This is a genomic window from Spirochaeta isovalerica (genome assembly GCF_014207565.1).
Taxonomy (GTDB): Bacteria; Spirochaetota; Spirochaetia; order DSM-2461; family DSM-2461; genus Spirochaeta_F; species Spirochaeta_F isovalerica.
The window spans coordinates 852,698-872,214 of record NZ_JACHGJ010000001.1 but is presented as its reverse complement, the minus strand read 5'-3'; the positions used below and the strand labels follow the sequence as shown (position 1 = coordinate 872,214).

Genomic DNA, 19,517 nt, shown 5'->3' with positions numbered 1-19,517 from the left:
TTTTCAGCGTATTCATCTCTGAAACTACTGGAGAAGCTGCATTACCATCTGTCCCTGCTGGTTGGCCTGTGCTAACATGGCATTTCCTGCCTGGCTGAGAATCTGGTTCTTTGTGAAATCTACCATTTCGGCAGCCATATCAGTATCTCTGATGGTTGACTCGGCAGCCTGCATGTTTTCAGCACTTACATCAATACCTTTTATCGCCATTTCCAGTCTGTTCTGGTAGGCTCCAAGGTCAGCTCTCTGCTTGTTGACCATGCGGAGGGCTCCGTCGAGAACACCGATGTTTCTATTAGCCTGATCAGCTGTAGAGATAGACATGATGTTTCCTGATCCCACCTGTCTGAGACCGAGAGAACCGGATGTCATTGTCTGGATAAAAACTCTTTCTCTCTGGTCCATATTGGCACCGATATGGAACCACATAGACCCGGTAACAGTGTTTTCACCAGTATCTCTTGCGAACCGTCCAGTCAGCATATTCATACCGTTGAACTGGGCGTGAGAAGCAATTCTGTCCACCTCGTCTACAAGCTGGGACACTTCAACCTGGATCTGCATTCTATCTTCCGAAGAATAGATACCGTTGGAAGCCTGGATGGCCAGTTCTCTGATTCTCTGGATGATATCCGTAGTTTCCTGCAGGCTCCCTTCTGTTGCCTGGATAAAAGAAACGCCGTTAGCCGCGTTATCCGAAGCCTGATTCAGACCACGGATCTGGGATCTCATTTTTTCGGAAACGGCCAGACCTGAAGCATCATCTCCGGCTTTGTTGATTCTCATTCCCGATGAGAGTTTAGCCATGTTGCTGCTGATACTGCCGGTTGAGATTCCGAGATTTCTCTGAGCATTCATTGCGCTCATGTTGTGATTAATAATCATTTAATCCTCCTTGGATATTACATGGACATCCTTGTCCAACACTCTTCATTCTCGACAGATAAAAAAAATGCTTAATAGAAAAAAGAATTTTTTTACTGTAAAATAGTTTTTATGCTGGGAATTGTTGTAACGGGAGGGCAAGCTCCTTCTCTGGGAATAATTAAAAACGAACTGGATGACGCAGACATGATTGTTGCTGCCGATTCTGGACTTGATACTCTTTTGTCATACGGATATGAACCGGATCTCATCGTCGGAGATATGGATTCGATCAGCAATAGGAAGATTCTGGAAAAATTTCACAGGAGCAAAATTTTGCTCTATCCGGAAGATAAGGACTATACGGACACGGAACTGGCAATTAATCATCTCTACGAAAAAGGCTGCACATCTGTTGTCGTCATCGGCGGGGGAGGTGGACGTCTCGATCATCTGATTGCTATCTATTCTCTTTTTTTCAGGGAAAGGGCTCCTGTCCGCTGGATCACGGATAATGAAAAGATTTTCCTTGTTAAAGGGAGTTTTTGTATTAATCTTAAAATAAATACTGTTATTTCTCTATTTCCTGTTACAGGTCAGTTATGTTCAATGACCAGCTCGGGACTCAAGTGGCCGCTTGATGAACTGGAATGGAATCCTGGAGACGGGGGAATCAGCAATGTCTCTTCCGAAAGGACTGTTAAAATTGATATGAAAAGTGGAAAACTGGTAATGATTATCCCCCTGGATGACAATTAAATCTGATGGAAAGTATGAATACTGTTTTTGATCAGCTGGCTGCGGAACTTCCCGTGGAGGAAAGAAAGTCTCTTCTGAAAAAGATAAGCAAGAGTTTGAAGCTTCATGAGAGCTCGGAAGACTTTAAAAGAAAAGAGTTCTCCCAGGAGGAAGTTGAAAAAAAGGTCAGAAGAGATATCAATTTAAGCGGATGGTTCGAGCGTTTTATTATCCGTCTTTATTCCTTTTTCACAGGAAGAAGTCCTGTGGAGTTCTATCTCAGAAGATCCTTGAAGCATCTGAAAAAAAAATTGGACAATACTTCAGGTGGATCCTACTTTGCCGGTGAAGAGACTAAGCTGACAGGACGGCTGGCCAGAGAAATTTACGCCCTTTACGTTCTCATTGCTCCGCTACGGAGAATGTTCAAAGAAATCTGGCTTGATACGGAATTTATCGAAATACTCTATTCCACTTTTATAAGGGAATCTATCCATTCCGGAAAAAGCGATATTTATGATTTTGTTTCAATGGAAGAAATGGATGCCATATTCGCTTCGACTGGAGACAGAAATCAGATTAGAAAAAAACTCATCAGCCGGATGAATGAATTTCTCAATTCCATTCCTCTGAAAAACATAGAGGATATTAATGAGTATTTTCTGCCCTTTTATTTCGGTAAGTTTCTCGTTGTATACCCTTTTAAAAATCTTTTGTCCGCATTCGGATGCTCCATGGCGGACCTCGTCGAATTCAGATCGCCCGATTTCAGGAATACGGATTTCTCTCTTGTCATTTCAAGGCTGGAGCAGCTTTTGTATTGTCTCAATCTTTTTGCCATGACAGACTGGACAGATGAGCATATTAATGCCGTAAGCGGAGCCTATCTTAGGATAAAAAGAAGTGACGAAGGAGATAATTCCGAAGACAGGCTTCAGATAATAAAAAAAGACATTCAGTCTCTAAAGCTCGGTGTTGAGGAGTTCATGAAGAAAACTCCTTTGGCAGATATCATCAAATATATTAGAAAGGATAGTTATTACGAGCAGGTCTTCAAGATTCCCAAGCCGGATTTTTTTGAATTTTACAGTTCTTCTCTCAAGTTGAGAGTGCTTTCCGCATTGACTTCCGTTTTCCACGAAGTTCAGCGAAAATATATCAACTCGTCGATCGAGCGTATTTTTCTGGGTTTCACTCTTTATCAGCTTCAAGGGTACCGCGAGTATAAAGATTTTGATTTCAGGACTCTGAACCTGCCTTATTTCAAACACATCTCTTCGCTCATGCTGCTCTATAATTTCTATGCCCAGTACTATAAGGGAAATGTGCTTGAAGTTTTTCAAGTCCTTTACAAAACTGTGCTTGTTAAAAACCCTCAGCTTCAATCGCGGATTCTCGAACTGCAGAAAGATGTGGAAAAAGTCAGTAGCGAGATAAGTGCCTTTGACCGTTCCCTTATGCCCGATCATGAAGACGGAAAGACTTTTTCCTTATTAAAAAACGAATTGAAAAAAAGCCCGTCTCTGGAAAGAAAATACAGAGGATTTATTTCAGAGAAGGATCTGGAAGCCGAGCGCATTATTTTCTCGGGGCTTGATATCCTCAATCATATTCAGAAGGGGCTGGAACGGGTTATTTCTAGTCCGGCGGATCTGATCCGCCTTCAGCTGTCTTCGGTTTATCCTCAAGTCAACAGAGAGCGTTCCCTCCGGGAATTGATTAAGCTTCTCTTAAGCGATGTCTCTAACCTCAACAACCTTTTGAAACAGAATCTTGAGATGGAAAAGAATTAAAGGCTTCGGTCAGTTTAACGGCTGTGTCGTAGGGACTTTCCACAAGTATTTTCTTTCCGCCGATCAGTTCTGCTATACCTATTTCTCTCGGGTAACGGGGAATGATATGCTGATGGAGATGATCAATTGAGCCGCCGGCTTCAAGACCCATATTAAAGCCGATATTATAGGCTGTGGGCGAGAAAAGATCATCCAGCACATCAAGAGTCAATTTCGTAACCCGGCTCATCTCCCTTTCTTCCTGTTCGCTCATCTCCCGGACGTCCTGAATATGGCGGTTCGGGAATACCAGAAGATGTCCCGGATTATAGGGGTATAGGTTAACAGTAACCGAGACGAGTCCGGAACGGTAGACCGTTAAATCTTCAACTTCTTTGGAACCTTCGTATATAAGACAGAGGATACATCCATCGGGTTTCTTTTCTCTGAAATATTTCATTTTATTGAAACTGAAGAAATAATCCATCTATTCACCGGAAACATAATTGAAATCTTTAAGGTTGCTGATATCAAGGACTTGAGATTCGGGATCAAGGGCAAAATAATCAACAAGAATCGGGTATTTACTCAACAATTCCCCATATTTGGTTAAAATCTCTATTTTTGTATCGAGATTCACTTTGGATTCTATGGCCCATTTTTCTGTGGCGATTTCCGCATTTTTCCGTCTTTCGAGGATCTGGGCATACATGTCCTTTGCCGTTCGATAGAGTTCCAGGTCAGGGAAATTAATGTATTTTACAACAAAAGACCGGATTTCAAGGTAGGTGTAACGGGATTTGAGTTTTTCGAGGAGAGCTATTTCCAGCTCGCCGTAGGAGCTGCTGTTTATTGAAAGGTTTTCCGTAAAATAATCACCTGTTCCCTCTTTCAGTATCTTCAGATATTCAGCTTCTGCTTCATTGTAAAAGCTTTCCATGTCCCCGCTGTCTAAATCACCCTTCTGCAGGAGTTCCGGTAAACGCTCCTCAATAAGCCGGTATGAAATATGAAAAGTCATATGATAGGAAAAATCGGGATTTTCAGGAATAAAGGACTTGTATAAATCACCGGAAGGCAATTCGCCTATGTATTCGAGTTCAGTACTTCGAGTTTCAACCAGGAATTTGATAAGCTTGCTGTTAGTCGGAAGAATCCTCTCCCATTTCCATATGAAACGGCCCGGTTCGAGAACCTTGCTGTCATAACCGCTTGTTTTCGAAAAAAGAACCGCGTAAGTGTTTTCCGGAAGTTCGAATTGGACCCACCCGAACCAGAACAGAGTTCCGGCCGCTCCGAAAAAAAGTAAAAAAGACAATATTGGTCCCAGTGAGCTTTTTTTCTTCTTTTTAACAGTTGTATCAGCCATGAACGTACCGCAGTCCTTTAGAGTATTTCGATCAGTTGACTTAAACTGGTTAACGTCAAATCAGGTTCGAGATCGCGGCATCTTTCATCGGAAGCTCTAAGCCTGAGCGACCGTTTATCCCCGGCGAATAAAGCTGTCCGGCATCCGCATTTCGAAGCTGTATAAACATCATTCAGCATATCGTTTCCCACATAGAGTATCTCATGGGCATCTATATTGTACAGCTTTTTCACTTTTAAAACAGCAGATGAAAAAAAATCTTCCGACGGTTTGGCCTGTTTCTGTTCGAAAGAATAAAATAGAAGGCTTTCGGGGAAAAAATCCTCGCCTATGCGAAAATCGAGCAGGGTTTCCAGAATCGGTTCCGTATAAAACTGGGCATTGGAAACGATCCCCGCTTTCAGGGGGGAATCATAGAGATGATTAATCAGTAAATCTGCTCCGGGCATAGGCCAAACAGGGTTGGTCAGGCATTCGTAGGCCACAGAAGCTCTTTCGATTTTTCCCTCATCGATATCGCCGTCTATGTAGTTTTCATTGAGCATCGTATTCAGAATTCTATTCCAGATATCTCTAATATCCACTTCGGGATACAATATGCCTTCGGATTTGCTCTTTTTATGATCTTCCTTAATATAATCTATGATCAGTCCGGAGAACCGGTCATCTATGGAGTTCCTGTCGCAGAGTAACGCAAGACCCTCATTTTCAAGTATACCTGATATGGGAAAATCATTATTCTTCTCTTCTGCAATGCCGATATCACCTGTTCCGGAAATTAAAATCGTGCCATAGACATCCAGCAGGACTGCTTTGATGCTATCCAGTTTTTTCAGTTTTGACGGCAGTTCTGTCGGAAAGGGAGAGAGAGGAGCTGTCATATTCTGAATCAGTTCGTGCAGATTCTTTTTCTTATCATTCATTTCCTTCATATCTCTATTGTATGTTCACCTTTCATCACCCTGCAAGAAATAAGTCCTGGTGAATAAGCGCCTCTGCGGACTTTCAGGTCTATCCCTTTTTCGTACGGGATTGATGGCCTTCTCCCCCCGTGATAATATGGGTGAATGATCAGAAGAAATTCAGCAGGAGTCCGGTATTTCAGGCTGTGGTTGCCTGCATTATTGAGAAAATCATCACTTTTCTTTCTATACAATACTCTCTTTGCCTTTTTTCTCTATGTACTGGGTAGTTTTCAGAAGTTTACTGATTCAACACAACTCTTTCTGCTGGATTTTATGAGTTATGCTGTTGTTTTATCCTCAATGGCATCTCTTTTTGCCGTTCTGGTGTATATAATGTCCTTCCGTTACAGAAAAAAAAGTGTTCTTTTTAAAATTATTTTTTCCGGAGTGATTTTTACTTTTACATTTATCTTTTATATTTTTATAAATTTTCTCAAATCCTGGTTCTGATTTGAACGGAACGAATTTCGGAGTTATTTAATGGTTAAAGCTGTTCGGGGTGCGATTTCTGTCGACTCCAATGATCACAAGTCAATGGAAAAAGCGGTTATCGAACTGATGAATGAAATAAGTGGAAAAAATGATTTAAAAGAAGAAGAGATAATCAGTATTGTTTTCTCCCAGACGGCAGATTTGAATGTCGCCAATCCGGCAGCCGCTTTGAGGAAATCCGGCGCTTATCATTTCGTACCTTTATTCTGTACGAAAGAACCGGAATATGAAGGAGCTCTTCATGCTGTTGTCAGGGTTCTGGTTACTTATCAATGTGAAAATGATCACAGACCCGTTCCCGTTTACCTTGGAGAGGCGGTACATCTCAGAAAAGATCTGAATTCGGCATATGAGTGCTGATAGAAGGTAGCGGTTTGTGAATATCTGGCAGGTTTCCAGAGAAATGAGTCCCCTCGCGGAAGCTGGGGGCATAAAGGACGTTGTCTACGGATTGTCCCGCGCTCTTGTCAGTCTCGGGCATGAAGTGACTGTCGTGCTTCCCATGTACCGGTTTCTCGAGGATAAATCATATTGTGATCCTCTTGTCAGTTTTCCGCTGCGCGGCCGGAAAGGTGATGAGCAGATCAGTCTCTATCCCTGCTATGTCGAAGGAATACGGGTCTTATTGGTAAAAGCAGCTGTTTTTCTATCAAAAGATCGTGTTTATACCTACAGTATGCGGGAAGAAGGTTTAAGAGCTGATTTTCAATATGGAAAAGGTCATCTCGATGCCAATGAAATGAATCTGACGCTGCAATATGCAGCTCTGGAAGGTGCCATGGCACTGGGTGAGTTACCGGAGGTCTTTCATCTTCACGATGGCCATTGTGGCTTTCTTCCGGCCATTATGAGAACGAAAAAGCGGTATTCCGGGTATTTCAGCCGTTCAGGAACGTTGCTAACCATACACAATGGCGGGGCTGTATATCAACAGAACATAGAAGACTTTCACGAAGTTGAAAAGTTGACAGGATTATCCCATAGTGTTCTCAAGTCTTTCCACACGCCCATGGGCTGGAATCCTCTTCTCTGCGCCGGTCTCTATGGAAAAATCAATACAGTCTCTGAGCGTTATGCGGAAGATGTCATGTCGGGAAAGGATATCAATAGCGGACTGATCGGAGAGTTGTTTCACTCAGCCGGAATCGAGCTGATTGGTATAACCAATGGAATAGATCCGGATCATCACGACCGCTGCTCACATTCGCCTGTTCTGAAAAATGGAACCCACAATTCCTTTACAGAAAAAAAGAGAGAATGCAGAGCCTTGCTTATCAAAAGAATCGCTGATCTTGAAAAAAGCGGTTATCTTTACGGAGCAATGATTGACGATGACAGACCGTTATTCACCCTTCAAAGCCGGATCGCCTATCAGAAAGGGATCGATGTTCTGGCGGATTTTCTGGAAAGGTATGCTTCTGATCTCGATGCCCGTTTTCTCGTTCTCGGAGAGGGCGACCGGGATCTGGAAGCCAGGCTGGCCGGTATTGCCGGACGAATAGGGAATTTCGCTTATTTCAGGTATTACGATCCTTCACTTTCTGCCGATGTCTTTGCGGGTGGTGATTTTTTTCTGGTTCCATCGCAATGGGAACCTTGCGGCCTGACGGACTTTATCGCCCAGCTGAACGGAAATATCCCCATTGTCCATGAAACAGGAGGACTTGTAAAAACAAAGGATAGATTGAACGGCTTTTCATATAGTCCGAATACACCGGAAAGGCTTGCGGAAAAAGTCCGTGAAGCTATCTATCTCTATGGCAATGACAGAGAGATTCTACATCAAATCAGAAAGAATGCCGTTAATATCATTAATGAGAAATATACATGGCGGCAAGTTCTTGATGAGAGATATATCCCTCTGTACAGGTCCATCACGGGAAGAGCATGAAAGAGGTGAGATCTCCTATTACAGCAGAGAAGAGAGGTTTTACATCTCTCAGGCGGCAGCTCTGGTCCGCGATCTGCTCCGTCAGCTTGAAAAAATCATTAAGCCCGGAGTCAACGAGCTTGATATCGATATTTTCTGTGAAAACTATATTTTGCTGCGAAACGGAGACCCTTTTCTCAAGAGCTCTGGTCTCTATGAGTATTCAGCACTGATCTCCCGAAATAATAAAGCTTATCACGGCATACCGGAAAATTATGTTCTAAGGGAAGGCGATATCGTAACAGTGGATATCGTGCTTAGAAAAGACGGCTGGTACGGTGATGGGGCAGAAACCTACCCAGTGGGAAATTGTCCTCCCGAAATTATGGATATTGTCAGGTTTTCCAAAGAAATAGTCTTTGATTCAGTAAAAATCCTGGAACAAAAACAGGATCTGGACGTTCTGGGGGATTTTATCAGTGAAAAAAGCAGGGAAATAGGGCTTCGTGTTCTTCAGGAAGGGGCCGGCCATGGAATCGGCCGGGAGCTTCACGAATCACCTCTAGTCCAATATGTCACCAGCGGAAGATCATGCCCCCTCAAGCCTGGAATGGTATTCACACTCGAACCGGTCTTCACAAACTGTCCATATGATATCTTCTATGATGAACTCGGAACGGCTATGGTCAGAGAAGGATTTGTCGCATCCCAGTTTGAATACACTGTTGCGGTGCAGGAAGAAGGGCTTGAGATTTTAGTCTGAGCTTTGACACTTTTTAAATAATAAGTATTGACTGTTTTTACAGATTATCATATCTTCTTTTTCGGTAAGCATAAACGCCAACTTAGCTCAGCTGGCCAGAGCACGTGACTTGTAATCTCGGGGTCGTCGGTTCGAATCCGACAGTTGGCTGATTGAGTGAACAGTTCGTTTTTGCAATGCTGTTTTGCTTATTTGGGGAGGTTCCCGAGCGGTCAAAGGGGGCAGACTGTAAATCTGTTGTTTCGGCTTCGAAGGTTCGAATCCTTCTCTCCCCAATAGAAATAATGATGTTAATGCGAAGCATTGGTTTGCATCACTTATTCTAAATAGGATAATCTGCTGTAGCGCGAAAGCGCCGGATTCGCTGATTTATCCCGGAGTCTTAATGTCCGCAGGACTTAAAACAGCGGTCGACATATATGCCAACTTAGCTCAGCTGGCCAGAGCACGTGACTTGTAATCTCGGGGTCGTCGGTTCGAATCCGACAGTTGGCTTTACGGCATTGGATAATGCTTTTGGGGAGGTTCCCGAGCGGTCAAAGGGGGCAGACTGTAAATCTGTTGTTTCGGCTTCGAAGGTTCGAATCCTTCTCTCCCCAATATAGATAATGATGTTAATGCGAAGCATTGGTTTGCATCACTTATTCTAATAGGATAATCTGCTGTAGCGCTAAAGCGCCCGATTCGCTGATTTATCCTCGAGTCATAATGTCCGCAGGACTTAAAACAGCGGTCGACATATATGCCAACTTAGCTCAGCTGGCCAGAGCACGTGACTTGTAATCTCGGGGTCGTCGGTTCGAATCCGACAGTTGGCTTTACGGCATTGGATAATGCTTTTGGGGAGGTTCCCGAGCGGTCAAAGGGGGCAGACTGTAAATCTGTTGTTTCGGCTTCGAAGGTTCGAATCCTTCTCTCCCCAATATAGATAATCGCGGGTCATGCGCAAGCATCGTGTCCGCAGGCTTAATTCGAAATCTTCAGGCTTTTCATGATGAACATGAAAAGCCTGTTTTGTCTTCAGAGGTATGATTGTGGATAAACCTTTTTATAGCGACGGCTTGAAATTTGAATGTCAGAGATGCAGCTTCTGTTGCAGACATGAACCGGGGTATGTTTTTTTATCGGAAACAGACCTTATGGAAATGGTAAAAGAGCTGGGAATGAAACGCGAATCTTTCATTGATAAATACTGTACCTGGGTGGATATCGGTTTTTTTAAAAGGCTCAGTTTAATCGAAAAGGAAAATAATGATTGTATTTTCTGGTCTGAAGGAGGCTGTGCGGTCTATAAAGCCCGGCCTCTGCAGTGCCGCAGTTATCCCTTCTGGAGTCATGTCGTTGAGAATTCCGGAACCTGGCTCGAGGAATCAAAGAGTTGTCCGGGAATCGGCAAGGGTGAAGTTCACAGCGCGGAAGAAATAGAAGAATGGCTTCAAAAGAGGCTGAATGATCCGCTTATAAATTCATAAATAACGAAAGAGAGAAGCCGGGCTTTGCTGTTTGGCTTCTCTGTGGTTATAATAAACTGTATGAAAGTTCAGTTCAGAGGTGTTCGCGGATCTTACTCCCGCTCTTTGCGACCCCGTGATATCAAAAGAAAAATATCGGCAACGGTTCAGAGAGCTAAGCCGGACAATCTGAAAAATCCGGAAAGCCGTGAGCGATTTCTTCATTCTCTGCCGGAAATGATATTCGGGACCGTAGGCGGCCATACGGCTTGTGTTGAAATCCGCCTCGCCGATAATCAGTTATTGATTTTTGATTGCGGCAGCGGTTTGAGAACACTCGATGAAGATATGAGAAAAACCGGGGAGACTCCTGATTTAATACATATCTTTTTTTCACATTTTCATTACGATCATATAGCGGGGCTGCCTTTTTTCAGCTTTCTTTTCGATCCGAAGATGAAATTCCGTTTTTACAGCCCCCAAAAGGGTTTTGATAAGATTCTCTCCCGTTTTTTGTCCAAGCCCTATCATCCCGTCGGTATGGATTCCTTTTCCGCTTCAATAGAATTTATCGAACTGACAGAGGACCATCTTTATCTGGACGACGCTATCGTCTCCTGGATTGATCGTAACCACCCCGATGAGTGTTATGCATATGCTGTAGAGGAAAAAGGAAAAAAGGTGATATATTCTACAGATACGGAACTCACTGAATCGGATTTCAGAAATACGGAAAAGACCGCAGGCTTTTTTAAAAAGGCTGATGTAATTATCCTCGATGGTCAGTATACTCTTGGGGAATCGATTGAGAAGTTCAATTGGGGGCATACTTCCTACAGCATGTCTGTGGATTTTGCTCTGGAACATGAAATCGGTACGCTGTACCTTTTTCATCATGATCCCCAATATGATGATAAGAAACTGGAAGCCATTTTGCGGTCTTCGCGCTGGTATTGTGAGAGAGCGGAAAACAAACATCCTCTCAGAATTGAGCTGGCCAGAGAAGATTGCGAAATTGTAATTGAATAAAGGAGATGTGATGGCGTTATCGCTGGATCTTGAAAATGATGAACTGGCTACACTTTTTTTCTATATACAACAGGATGAAAAATGCCTGGAGAATCCCGTGATGGAAAAACTGGCCGGAAAGATGGAAGCTCTAATCTTTTCCCGGTTCTCTATTGATGAAATAGAGCAGTTTCGTAAAAAAGCCGGTGAAAGTACTATGGAGGAATCGCTCAGGTGAAAATATTCAGAGTTATGGCTGCAACGTTTGTGCTGCTTTTCGTTATAGCTGCAGGAACAGCTGTTGTGCTTGCTTTTTATCTCAACAGCAGCCCTGATCCCGAATCTGATGAAAGTGTCGTTTTTTCTGTTGATGAAGGCGCTTCGTTCAACACGATTGTCAGCAATCTGGAAAATGCCGGACTAGTTCGTTCCGGACTGTTCCTGAAGATATATAACAAAGTAACAGGGTCGGGAATCCTAATAAAAAAAGGATCATATAATATCGCTGAAAGTCTGACATCCCTGGAGATTATAGGACAGTTGGAAGAGGGAAAGCAGAAGCTGCTGGCCGTTGTCATTCCCGAAGGTGTAACCTCGGGCCGTATGGATGAAATCTTCGCACGGGCTGGGGTTACCGGATCCGGCGAATTCAGAGCAGCTGTTTCCGATGGTACTTACCTTGAAAAATACGGTATTGAAAGCGAGACGCTGGAGGGATTTCTCTTTCCCGACACATATAGCTTTCAGAAGGATTACCCCGCTGAGAAAGTGGCTGAACACATGGTTAATGTCTTCTTCGATAAACTCGAAGAGGTTTACCCTGACTATGCCATGCTTACAGGTGAGCAGATTTATGAAAAAGTCATTCTGTCTTCAATAATCGAACGGGAGTATAGAGTTCCGGAGGAAGCTCCCAAGATGGCTTCTGTTTTTTATAACAGGATCGATCAGGGGTGGCCTCTGCAGTCCTGCGCGACAATAGTCTATATTATTACGGAAGAGCAGAATCGGCCGCATCCGGAAAGGATTCTCTTTACAGACCTGGAAATTGATTCGAAATTCAATACCTATGAAAATCGAGGGTTGCCTCCTGCGCCCATCTCCAACCCGGGGGGGGTCGCATTAAATGCCGTATTTAACCCTGCGCAGACAGATTATATGTTTTTTGTTGTCGATGACATCGAAAAGGGAACTCATATTTTTACGAAAAGTCTCAGCGATCACAATAAAGCCAGAGCTGATTACATCAGCAACTTCAGGAGCAAATAAAGCCAGATGAGAATCCCGGAATCAAAAATCGAGGAAATCAACGATAAAGTTAACATTGTTGATCTCGTTTCGGAGTATGTCTCTTTAAAGCCGAAGGGGGGGCGTTATTGGGGATTATGTCCTTTTCACAATGAAAAAACGCCCTCTTTTTCTGTGACTCTCGATAAAAATATCTATTACTGTTTCGGATGTCACAAAGGTGGAGGAGCGATCAATTTTCTTATGGAAATTGAAAAGCTTGATTTCATAGATTCAGTAAAAATGCTGGCTAAAAAAGCCGGAGTGACGCTTGATTTGTCAGAGAATGACAATAGTGAATACAGCGGGAAGCGGGATGCCATGCTGGAGCTGTACAAACGGGTTTCCGGCAGTTTCCGTTATATTCTTGAAAACAGTGAAAGCGCAGGGCAGGCCAGAGAGTACATAGCCGCACGAGGAATTAATCAGGAGACTTCCGAGAAATTTGAGCTTGGTTTTGCCCCCTATGATTTCAACTGGCTCTTCAATTTTTTGAAGAAAAAGAACTACTCGCTCGAATTTCTCGGAGAATCGGGCCTTTTTTCCAAAAATAAAAAAAACTTCCCTCTTTTTATCAACAGATTGATTTTCCCGGTTTTTTCAGTCCGGAATGAAGTGATCGGCTTCAGCGGCAGAGAGCTCGGTAACAGGGGGCCGAAATATATCAACACTCCCGAAACTTTGATATTTCACAAAGGTTCCCAGCTTTATGGTATCAGCCAGGCTCTCTCAGATATGAGAAAGAAAAAACAATTTATACTCTGTGAGGGAAATATTGATGTTCTGGCGCTCCATCAATCGGGATATACGAATGCTGTCGCACCACTGGGGACTGCATTTACATCGGAACAAGCGAAACTTCTGAAAAGATATGCTGATTCGGGCATCATTGTCTTTGATGGTGATGAAGCCGGGATAAAGGCAACATCCAAGGCGATAATTATCTGTGAATCTTTCGGAATTGAAGTTTCCGTGGCCGAATTACCTCAGGGAAGGGACCCTGCGGATATAATGCAAAAAGATGGTGTGGAATCATTGCATAAAATTTTGAAATATCCTATAACTAGTTTTGAATATCTGTATAAATGTGCGATTAGAGCATATGATGTAAGATCACCTGAAGGGATGGAGAAGGTTGTAAGGGAAATATTCCCCTATATTACTTCGATTCGGTCCGATGTTAAGCGTGATGTGTGTCTGAGCAGACTGGCTGAAAAGCTCGGTATTGGTAAAGAATCCATACTGAGTGATTTTTTGCGCCAAAAAAAAGCTCCAGTCCGTCGCGATGTAGTAAAAAAAGACGAGGCCATAAAGATTTCAGATGAATTGTATCTAATGCTTGCCGGTGCTGCCAATCGGGATTATTTTAATATAATATCCAGCAGCCTGGGAATCGATGATTTAAAGGATAAAAATGCCGTCCTGTTGTTCAGCGCGGTGATGGGTTGTGAGGAAGCGGGAGAAGAAACTGTAGAATCGTTATTGATGCGCATTGGAGAAGGACCTCTTAAAAGCCTGTTGGTGGAAAAGTTGTCCTCGTCTCAGTTTCTCATTAATCCGGAAGATGTTATTCGGGACTCGGTTAAGACTATTATGTTGAGAAACATGATGGAAAACAGGGCTCGGATTGAGTCGGATATACGGAATTTCGGTTTATCCGCAACATCTTCAGAAGAGGATTTGAAGGGATTGATTTCTGAAAAGCTCTCTTTAGATAAAAAAATAGAAGAACTGAAAAGGTGATAGTCGATGACAGATATCAAGGCTGATCCCGCCATAAAAAAGCTGCTTGAGTATGCTTCAGAAAAAAAGCGGATTTCTTATGATGAAGTTAATGACTTCCTTCCGGAGGACATAACAAACTCCGATAAAATAGAAGAAGTAATTACATTGCTGGAGGAGAATAATATTCAACTTCAGGACGAAGCTGACCATGATGAAAAGGTCAGCGACGATACTTCTGATTCTCTCCCGGATGATGAAACAGAGGAAGACCTCGATGAGGAAGATGATGTCGATGTCGAAATATCCATTGATGGAGAGATTCCAGACGAAGACGATCATGTCATGGATGAAGAGCTTGACGATGATCTGGATGATTTCAGCGGAGCTCCCATTCCTGTTGCCGGCGTCACATCCGATGAAGATGCAGACGAGTCAATAACGACTCTGGATCTTGATGATGAAGATGAGGATGAGGATGACGATGAGGACAGTGATGATGAGCTCGACGCCGATGTCGTATCCTCCGGAGGAAAGAGAAAACTCGTCGTTAATGAGAAGGAGTCATCAATTGATGACCCCATCAGGCTGTATTTAAGGGAAATCGGAAAAGAGAATCTTCTGACGGCAGAACAGGAAGTCGAGCTCTCCATGAAAATGGAGGATGGTGAAAATATCATCAAGAACATCCTTAAAGATTCCGGAATGATAATTGCCGAATTTTTTGATTTGGCCCACAGAGCTTTTTCCAAAGACGATCCGCATAACATGGGACTGTCAAAGAAGGAAATCTCTGAAATGCTCTCAGAGAGAAGACGTCTCAATCAGTATTACCGTGAGCCTTTAAAAACGATAATGGCCAATTTGAAACAGTACTTTGAGATGAAGCAGAAAGTTGTTTCTACCGATGGTGATATTCTTTCTGATAAATCTCTCCAGAAGAAAAGAGATGAACTGATGTCCTTCATATCGAAAATAGATATGCATCAGGAAGAAATCCTGTCGTTTTCTGAGAAATACGTTGATGCGGCTAATAAAATAAAGAAAAACACGAAGATTCAGGAGAAAATCGAAAGAGTTCTTCGCGTTAATAATATGCGGGAGCTTCGGTCTCTCGGCCGGGGTCTGGCTTCGAGTTCCAAACGTCGTGAGATCGAGGAGGAGCTGGGACTTTCCGCTGATGAGATCAAGGAGCAGATCAGGCTTGTTCAGGTCGCTGAAAAGAAAATCCGCGATATAGAAATCGACTTCGATACTTCCGTGGAAGAAATCCTTGAGAAGGCAGACGATATCGATCGCGGCCGCTTCATGATGAAGAGCGCCAAAGACCGGCTGATTAAAGCCAACCTCCGTCTTGTTGTCAGCATCGCCAAGAAATATACCAACAGAGGCCTGCATTTCTTTGATCTGGTTCAGGAAGGGAATATCGGTCTTATTAAAGCTGTTGAAAAATTCGAGTACCGGAAAGGCTATAAGTTTTCCACTTATGCTACCTGGTGGATACGTCAGGCCATTACCAGATCCATTTCTGACCAGGCCAGAACGATCAGGGTTCCCGTGCATATGATTGAACAGATCAATAAGGTGGTCCGGGAATCCAGACAGCTTATGCAGGTTAAAGGGCGTGAGCCGACTGATGAGGAAATCGCCGAAAAACTCGGCTGGACCGTTGCGCGGGTTAAGTCAGTTAAAAATGTGGCCCGCGAACCGATTTCTCTGGAAACACCAATAGGGGAAGAGGAAGACTCGCTTCTCGGTGATTTCATTGAAGATAAAGTGGTGGAGAATCCTGAAAATCAGACAGCCTTCACCATACTCCAGGAACAGCTTCAGGATGTTCTGGAAACCCTTCCTCCGAGGGAACAGGAAGTTCTTAAAATGAGATTCGGTCTTGAAGACGGCTACTCATTGACATTGGAAGAAGTTGGATTGTATTTTAATGTAACCAGAGAGAGAATCAGGCAGATTGAAGCGAAGGCTCTCAGACGTTTGCGGCATCCTAAGAGAAGCAGGCGGCTTAAGGATTATCTGGAGAATTAAGGGGTTTTTACCATATGCAGAGTACATTTGAAAAATTGCAGCAGTTGCAGGATATTCTATCGAAGAAATTTGATTTGGAGCACGAAATTCATGAGATTCCGAGGGCTCTGGCAAAGAAACAGGAACTGTTAAACAGGCTGAAGAAGTCCTATATAGAAAGCAATGAAAAATTTGAAACGACCAAATCGGGTCTTCTCGAGTTAAAAAGAGAGCTTGCCGAAGCGGAATCACTCCGGGAAGACAGCGAAAAGAAAATGGATGTCATTTCCACTCAGAGAGAATATGAAGCTCTTGAGAAGGAAATAAAATCTGCCACTGAAAAAGAGCAGTTCTTCAGAAGAGAAATTCAGAAAGAAGAAAGAGCTCTTGAAGAAATGACCGAGCAGCTTAAAAAAGACGAAGAGATGATTGCTGCTGAAGAGCAGGAACTCAAAGAGGAAAATGAGAAAATCCAGGCCGAAAGCGAATCGAAGCAGGTTGATCTCAACCAGCTGTTAGACGAAGAGAAAGCCATAATTCCCGGAATGGATGAGGACATTCTTTTTAAATTCGAAAGAATTATTAAGAATAAATCCGGTTTAGGTATCGTTCCTGTCAATAACGGTGTCTGTACCGGTTGTCATATGATGCTTCCCGGTCAGTTTGTCAACGATGTCCGGGCCGGAGAGGGAATTCTCTTTTGTCCCTATTGCAGCAGAATCCTTTATTTTGGAACTCAGGATGAACTCACCGATGTGGTAGATGACGAAGAAGAGTTTGTCGGAGGGCTTGCCGATCTCGTTGATGATGATTTCGAATAAATATAGTAAATAGTGATAACAGGACGGATTGCCGCTGCAGACATTTTGTCTGTAGAGGAAAGTCCGGGCTCCATAGAGAATGATGCCGGGTAACGCCCGGGCGGTTGTAAAACCGACAGAAAGTGCCGCAGAAAATATACCGCCTCTTCGGAGGTAAGGGTGAAATGGCGGGGTAAGAGCCCACCGCTCCTCCCGTAAGGGAGGGGGCATGGTAAACCTCATCAGGAGCAAGATCAAGCAGCAGATGAATTTCTCGTTCTTAAGTCTGCGGGTGGATCGCTGGAATCGCTTTCTGCAAAGGAAGTGTCAGATAGATGGCAATCGATTACAGAACCCGGCTTACAGTCCTGTTATTTTTTCTTTTTCTGGATAAAGTATGAAAAAAACTGTCCGTACAAAAACACGCAGTTCCCGCAAGGGGATTCATCTGGTTATCCCTTCAACAGCAATTATCCTGCTGGCCCTTCTGGCAGCGCTCATATATGGCGCTGACAGACTGAACAGAAATCTGACATCCAATATTAACAGTGTCGATGTGTCTCTTCTCTGGGAGGAGAAGGAGTATGACAGAATAATCGAGCTGACGGAGAACAAGCTCGACGAGGAACCGCTTCATGCTGTTTCGCTTATTTATTGCGGTTTTTCCTATTTTTACAAAGGCGTGTCTCAGGTTTCTGTGGAGCGTTCCCTTCCGATGATCGACAGATCTATCTTTCTTTTGAAAAAAGCGCTTATGCTGGACAGTGTGCCTATGGAATCGCGAATTCACTATGTTCTGGGAAAGGCTTATCTCCATAAAAATTATTACTATGCCGATCAGGCGGCCATGCATCTGGAAAAATCGATTCAAGACGGTTTTATTAATGATGACAGTTATGAATATCTGGGTCAGGCTTATTCCCTTCTAAAGGATTATGATAAGAGCATTGATTTTTACATGAAAGCCCTGGAACGCAACAAGACCGATCGTTTGTATCTGCGTCTGGCTGATGATTTTTACAATCGGGGGGACTACGATGATAGTGAGAAATATCTCAAATTAATGATAGAAAATACCAGAGATGAACCGCTTAAGAAAAAAGGACTTTTTCAACTGGCAAATCTCTATTATGATATGAAAAACTACCGGGAAGCGGAAATAGTGCTTAAAGAGTTGATTGCTCTGGAGAGCGGCAACGAAAACTATCACTTTTTACTGGGAGAAGTCTATTTTTTCATGGACGATATCCCTAATGCCCGTTCCCAGTGGCATAAAACGACGAGAATTAATCCGAAACATATCGGTGCGCTGACGCGGCTGTACGGTTGATCAGGATTTTGGAGTGTAATCAGCTATGAAAATGTTTAAAAGCATCTCGACAGATATCGGAATTGATCTGGGTACATGCAATACTCTTATATATATCAGAGGCAAGGGGATTGTCTGCAGCGAACCTTCTGTCGTCGCCGTTGAAAGGGGGACGAAAAAGGTTGTTGCCGTGGGCGCCGATGCAAAAAAAATGCTTTGGAGAACGCCTGACGATATTATCGCCATCCGCCCCTTGCGGGACGGAGTTATCGCCGATCTTGAAACAACGGAAAAAATGATCCGTTATTTTATCGCGAAAGTTCTTCCTAAGCGCTGGCTTGTCAAACCCCGTATCGTTATCGGGGTTCCCTCATGCATAACCGAGGTTGAAAAGAGGGCCGTCGAAGAGTGTGCCTACAAAGCCGGAGCCCGTGAGGTTGAGATCATTGAAGAATCTCTGGCCGCGGCCATCGGCGCCAATATTCCCATATTTGAACCAGCCGGTCATATGGTCTGTGACATCGGCGGGGGAACATCGGAGATCTCAGTCATCTCTCTCGGAGGAATGGTCGTGACCAATGCGATCCGTGTCGGGGGCGATGCTTTTGACATTTCCATAATCAAGCATGTGCGGAATGTTCATAACCTCATAATCGGAGAGCAGACAGCTGAAAAGCTGAAAATGAATATCGGGAACGCTTCCCCGGAACAGAAGATCGAAAAAATGGAAATTAAAGGGACTGATGCGATAACGGGATTACCCAGACGTCTGGAAATTGACTCTGTGGAAGTCCGCGAAGCACTTCAGGAACCTATCAACCTCATCTGTGAAGAAATAAAGAAAACACTGGGGCAGACTCCTCCGGAGCTGGCGGGAGATATTGTCGAACGCGGTATTGTCATGACCGGCGGCGGTTCAAACCTCAAAGGATTGACCAAACTGATCTCCAAGGAAACAGGAGTACCGGTTATTCTGGCTGAAAAACCGCTGCTTTGTGTCGCCCTGGGAGCGGGTATGTATTTCGATCATGCGAGAGACGCCAATCAGAGCCGAAGCATTTACAATAATCTGAACGGATAAGGTATCC

At 43.6% G+C, this 19,517-nt stretch carries 18 protein-coding genes, 6 tRNA genes and 1 other RNA gene; 21 read left to right on the top strand and 4 right to left on the bottom strand.

Translation table 11 applies throughout. The features are described from left to right. Nucleotides 1–24: 24 nt before the first annotated feature. Nucleotides 25–885, bottom strand: coding sequence for a flagellin N-terminal helical domain-containing protein (locus HNR50_RS03775; RefSeq protein WP_184743918.1), 861 nt, complete (start codon nt 883–885; stop codon nt 25–27). A 111-nt stretch (nt 886–996) separates the two neighbouring features. On the opposite strand from HNR50_RS03775, the gene HNR50_RS03770 reads away from it, so the two are divergent. Together HNR50_RS03770 and HNR50_RS03765 are read left to right on the top strand one after the other, a co-directional pair. Beyond that, nucleotides 997–1,623: a thiamine diphosphokinase gene (locus tag HNR50_RS03770; RefSeq protein ID WP_184743915.1), complete on the top strand. Its 627-nt coding sequence runs from the start codon at nt 997–999 to the stop codon at nt 1,621–1,623. A 5-nt stretch (nt 1,624–1,628) separates the two neighbouring features. Then, nucleotides 1,629–3,395, top strand: a complete 1,767-nt coding sequence (locus HNR50_RS03765) for a DUF5312 family protein (protein WP_184743913.1) — start codon at nt 1,629–1,631, stop codon at nt 3,393–3,395. On the opposite strand, the gene HNR50_RS03760 is transcribed toward HNR50_RS03765, so the two are convergent. From HNR50_RS03760 to HNR50_RS03750, 3 genes are read right to left on the bottom strand one after another with little or no spacing between them, the layout of a single operon-like run. Continuing rightward, on the bottom strand, nt 3,352–3,834 hold the full coding sequence (locus HNR50_RS03760) for an HIT family protein (protein WP_246433755.1): 483 nt from the start codon (nt 3,832–3,834) through the stop codon (nt 3,352–3,354). The genes HNR50_RS03765 and HNR50_RS03760 overlap by 44 nt on opposite strands. Before the next feature lie 27 nt (nt 3,835–3,861). Beyond that, a complete protein-coding gene (locus tag HNR50_RS03755; protein ID WP_184743908.1) occupies nt 3,862–4,743 on the bottom strand; it encodes an SPFH domain-containing protein in 882 nt (293 codons plus the stop codon). Between the two features lie 17 nt (nt 4,744–4,760). After that, the gene (locus tag HNR50_RS03750; RefSeq protein ID WP_184743905.1) at nt 4,761–5,675 is read right to left on the bottom strand and encodes an HAD family hydrolase; all 915 of its coding nucleotides are present in this window, start codon (nt 5,673–5,675) and stop codon (nt 4,761–4,763) included. Nucleotides 5,676–6,188: 513 nt separating this feature from the next. Between HNR50_RS03750 and aroH the strand changes: the two genes are divergently transcribed. The 19 genes from aroH (at nt 6,189) to HNR50_RS03655 (ending at nt 19,510) form a co-directional block, all read left to right on the top strand. After that, the gene (gene aroH / locus HNR50_RS03745; protein WP_184743903.1) at nt 6,189–6,560 is read left to right on the top strand and encodes a chorismate mutase; all 372 of its coding nucleotides are present in this window, start codon (nt 6,189–6,191) and stop codon (nt 6,558–6,560) included. Nucleotides 6,561–6,576: 16 nt separating this feature from the next. Further along, the gene (locus tag HNR50_RS22680) at nt 6,577–8,091 is read left to right on the top strand and encodes a glycogen/starch synthase (RefSeq protein ID WP_184743900.1); all 1,515 of its coding nucleotides are present in this window, start codon (nt 6,577–6,579) and stop codon (nt 8,089–8,091) included. After that, entirely contained in the window at nt 8,045–8,833 is a 789-nt protein-coding gene (locus HNR50_RS03735) for a M24 family metallopeptidase (RefSeq protein WP_184743897.1), read from the top strand. The genes HNR50_RS22680 and HNR50_RS03735 overlap by 47 nt, the downstream gene beginning before the upstream one ends. A gap of 76 nt (nt 8,834–8,909) precedes the next feature. Next, nucleotides 8,910–8,983 (top strand) — tRNA-Thr (locus HNR50_RS03730). Between the two features lie 44 nt (nt 8,984–9,027). Then, nucleotides 9,028–9,108: transfer RNA gene (locus tag HNR50_RS03725), tRNA-Tyr, on the top strand. A 146-nt stretch (nt 9,109–9,254) separates the two neighbouring features. Beyond that, nucleotides 9,255–9,328, top strand: a tRNA-Thr gene (locus HNR50_RS03720). A 23-nt stretch (nt 9,329–9,351) separates the two neighbouring features. Continuing rightward, nucleotides 9,352–9,432, top strand: a tRNA-Tyr gene (locus HNR50_RS03715). Nucleotides 9,433–9,577: 145 nt separating this feature from the next. Then, nucleotides 9,578–9,651, top strand: a tRNA-Thr gene (locus HNR50_RS03710). Nucleotides 9,652–9,674: 23 nt separating this feature from the next. Continuing rightward, a tRNA-Tyr gene (locus tag HNR50_RS03705) sits at nt 9,675–9,755 on the top strand. Nucleotides 9,756–9,861: 106 nt separating this feature from the next. Beyond that, nucleotides 9,862–10,305 carry a YkgJ family cysteine cluster protein gene (locus HNR50_RS03700; protein ID WP_221439778.1) on the top strand — a complete coding sequence of 148 codons (444 nt, stop codon included), beginning with the start codon at nt 9,862–9,864 and terminating at the stop codon, nt 10,303–10,305. Between the two features lie 60 nt (nt 10,306–10,365). Further along, nucleotides 10,366–11,313, top strand: coding sequence for an MBL fold metallo-hydrolase (locus tag HNR50_RS03695; RefSeq protein WP_184743892.1), 948 nt, complete (start codon nt 10,366–10,368; stop codon nt 11,311–11,313). Nucleotides 11,314–11,323: 10 nt separating this feature from the next. Beyond that, nucleotides 11,324–11,530: a hypothetical protein gene (locus HNR50_RS03690; RefSeq protein ID WP_184743889.1), complete on the top strand. Its 207-nt coding sequence runs from the start codon at nt 11,324–11,326 to the stop codon at nt 11,528–11,530. After that, entirely contained in the window at nt 11,527–12,561 is a 1,035-nt protein-coding gene (gene mltG, locus HNR50_RS03685; RefSeq protein ID WP_184743887.1) for an endolytic transglycosylase MltG, read from the top strand. The genes HNR50_RS03690 and mltG overlap by 4 nt, the downstream gene beginning before the upstream one ends. Nucleotides 12,562–12,567: 6 nt before the next feature. Then, nucleotides 12,568–14,322 (top strand): DNA primase, encoded by a 1,755-nt coding sequence (gene dnaG / locus HNR50_RS03680; RefSeq protein ID WP_184743884.1) that lies wholly within the window; start codon nt 12,568–12,570, stop codon nt 14,320–14,322. Nucleotides 14,323–14,328: 6 nt separating this feature from the next. Then, nucleotides 14,329–16,341 (top strand): RNA polymerase sigma factor RpoD, encoded by a 2,013-nt coding sequence (rpoD, locus tag HNR50_RS03675; RefSeq protein ID WP_184743881.1) that lies wholly within the window; start codon nt 14,329–14,331, stop codon nt 16,339–16,341. Nucleotides 16,342–16,355: 14 nt separating this feature from the next. Continuing rightward, complete coding sequence (locus HNR50_RS03670; protein WP_184743879.1) at nt 16,356–17,141, top strand: zinc ribbon domain-containing protein; 786 nt, start codon at nt 16,356–16,358, stop codon at nt 17,139–17,141. 15 nt (nt 17,142–17,156) lie between these two features. Continuing rightward, an RNA gene (gene rnpB, locus HNR50_RS03665) (RNase P RNA component class A) lies at nt 17,157–17,499 on the top strand. An 18-nt stretch (nt 17,500–17,517) separates the two neighbouring features. After that, nucleotides 17,518–18,450, top strand: coding sequence for a tetratricopeptide repeat protein (locus HNR50_RS03660; RefSeq protein WP_184743876.1), 933 nt, complete (start codon nt 17,518–17,520; stop codon nt 18,448–18,450). A gap of 25 nt (nt 18,451–18,475) precedes the next feature. After that, a complete protein-coding gene (locus HNR50_RS03655) occupies nt 18,476–19,510 on the top strand; it encodes a rod shape-determining protein (RefSeq protein ID WP_484592918.1) in 1,035 nt (344 codons plus the stop codon). Nucleotides 19,511–19,517 lie beyond the last annotated feature (7 nt).

Coding starts and splice junctions, on each gene's coding strand:
- HNR50_RS03775 (WP_184743918.1), bottom strand. CDS start 885: ATGATTATTAATCACAACATGAGCGCAATGAATGCTCAGAGAAATCTC.
- HNR50_RS03770 (WP_184743915.1), top strand. CDS start 997: ATGCTGGGAATTGTTGTAACGGGAGGGCAAGCTCCTTCTCTGGGAATA.
- HNR50_RS03765 (WP_184743913.1), top strand. CDS start 1,629: ATGGAAAGTATGAATACTGTTTTTGATCAGCTGGCTGCGGAACTTCCC.
- HNR50_RS03760 (WP_246433755.1), bottom strand. CDS start 3,834: ATGAAATATTTCAGAGAAAAGAAACCCGATGGATGTATCCTCTGTCTT.
- HNR50_RS03755 (WP_184743908.1), bottom strand. CDS start 4,743: ATGGCTGATACAACTGTTAAAAAGAAGAAAAAAAGCTCACTGGGACCA.
- HNR50_RS03750 (WP_184743905.1), bottom strand. CDS start 5,675: ATGAAGGAAATGAATGATAAGAAAAAGAATCTGCACGAACTGATTCAG.
- aroH (WP_184743903.1), top strand. CDS start 6,189: ATGGTTAAAGCTGTTCGGGGTGCGATTTCTGTCGACTCCAATGATCAC.
- HNR50_RS03735 (WP_184743897.1), top strand. CDS start 8,045: ATGAGAGATATATCCCTCTGTACAGGTCCATCACGGGAAGAGCATGAA.
- HNR50_RS03700 (WP_221439778.1), top strand. CDS start 9,862: ATGATTGTGGATAAACCTTTTTATAGCGACGGCTTGAAATTTGAATGT.
- HNR50_RS03695 (WP_184743892.1), top strand. CDS start 10,366: ATGAAAGTTCAGTTCAGAGGTGTTCGCGGATCTTACTCCCGCTCTTTG.
- HNR50_RS03690 (WP_184743889.1), top strand. CDS start 11,324: ATGGCGTTATCGCTGGATCTTGAAAATGATGAACTGGCTACACTTTTT.
- dnaG (WP_184743884.1), top strand. CDS start 12,568: ATGAGAATCCCGGAATCAAAAATCGAGGAAATCAACGATAAAGTTAAC.
- rpoD (WP_184743881.1), top strand. CDS start 14,329: ATGACAGATATCAAGGCTGATCCCGCCATAAAAAAGCTGCTTGAGTAT.
- HNR50_RS03670 (WP_184743879.1), top strand. CDS start 16,356: ATGCAGAGTACATTTGAAAAATTGCAGCAGTTGCAGGATATTCTATCG.
- HNR50_RS03660 (WP_184743876.1), top strand. CDS start 17,518: ATGAAAAAAACTGTCCGTACAAAAACACGCAGTTCCCGCAAGGGGATT.
- HNR50_RS03655 (WP_484592918.1), top strand. CDS start 18,476: ATGAAAATGTTTAAAAGCATCTCGACAGATATCGGAATTGATCTGGGT.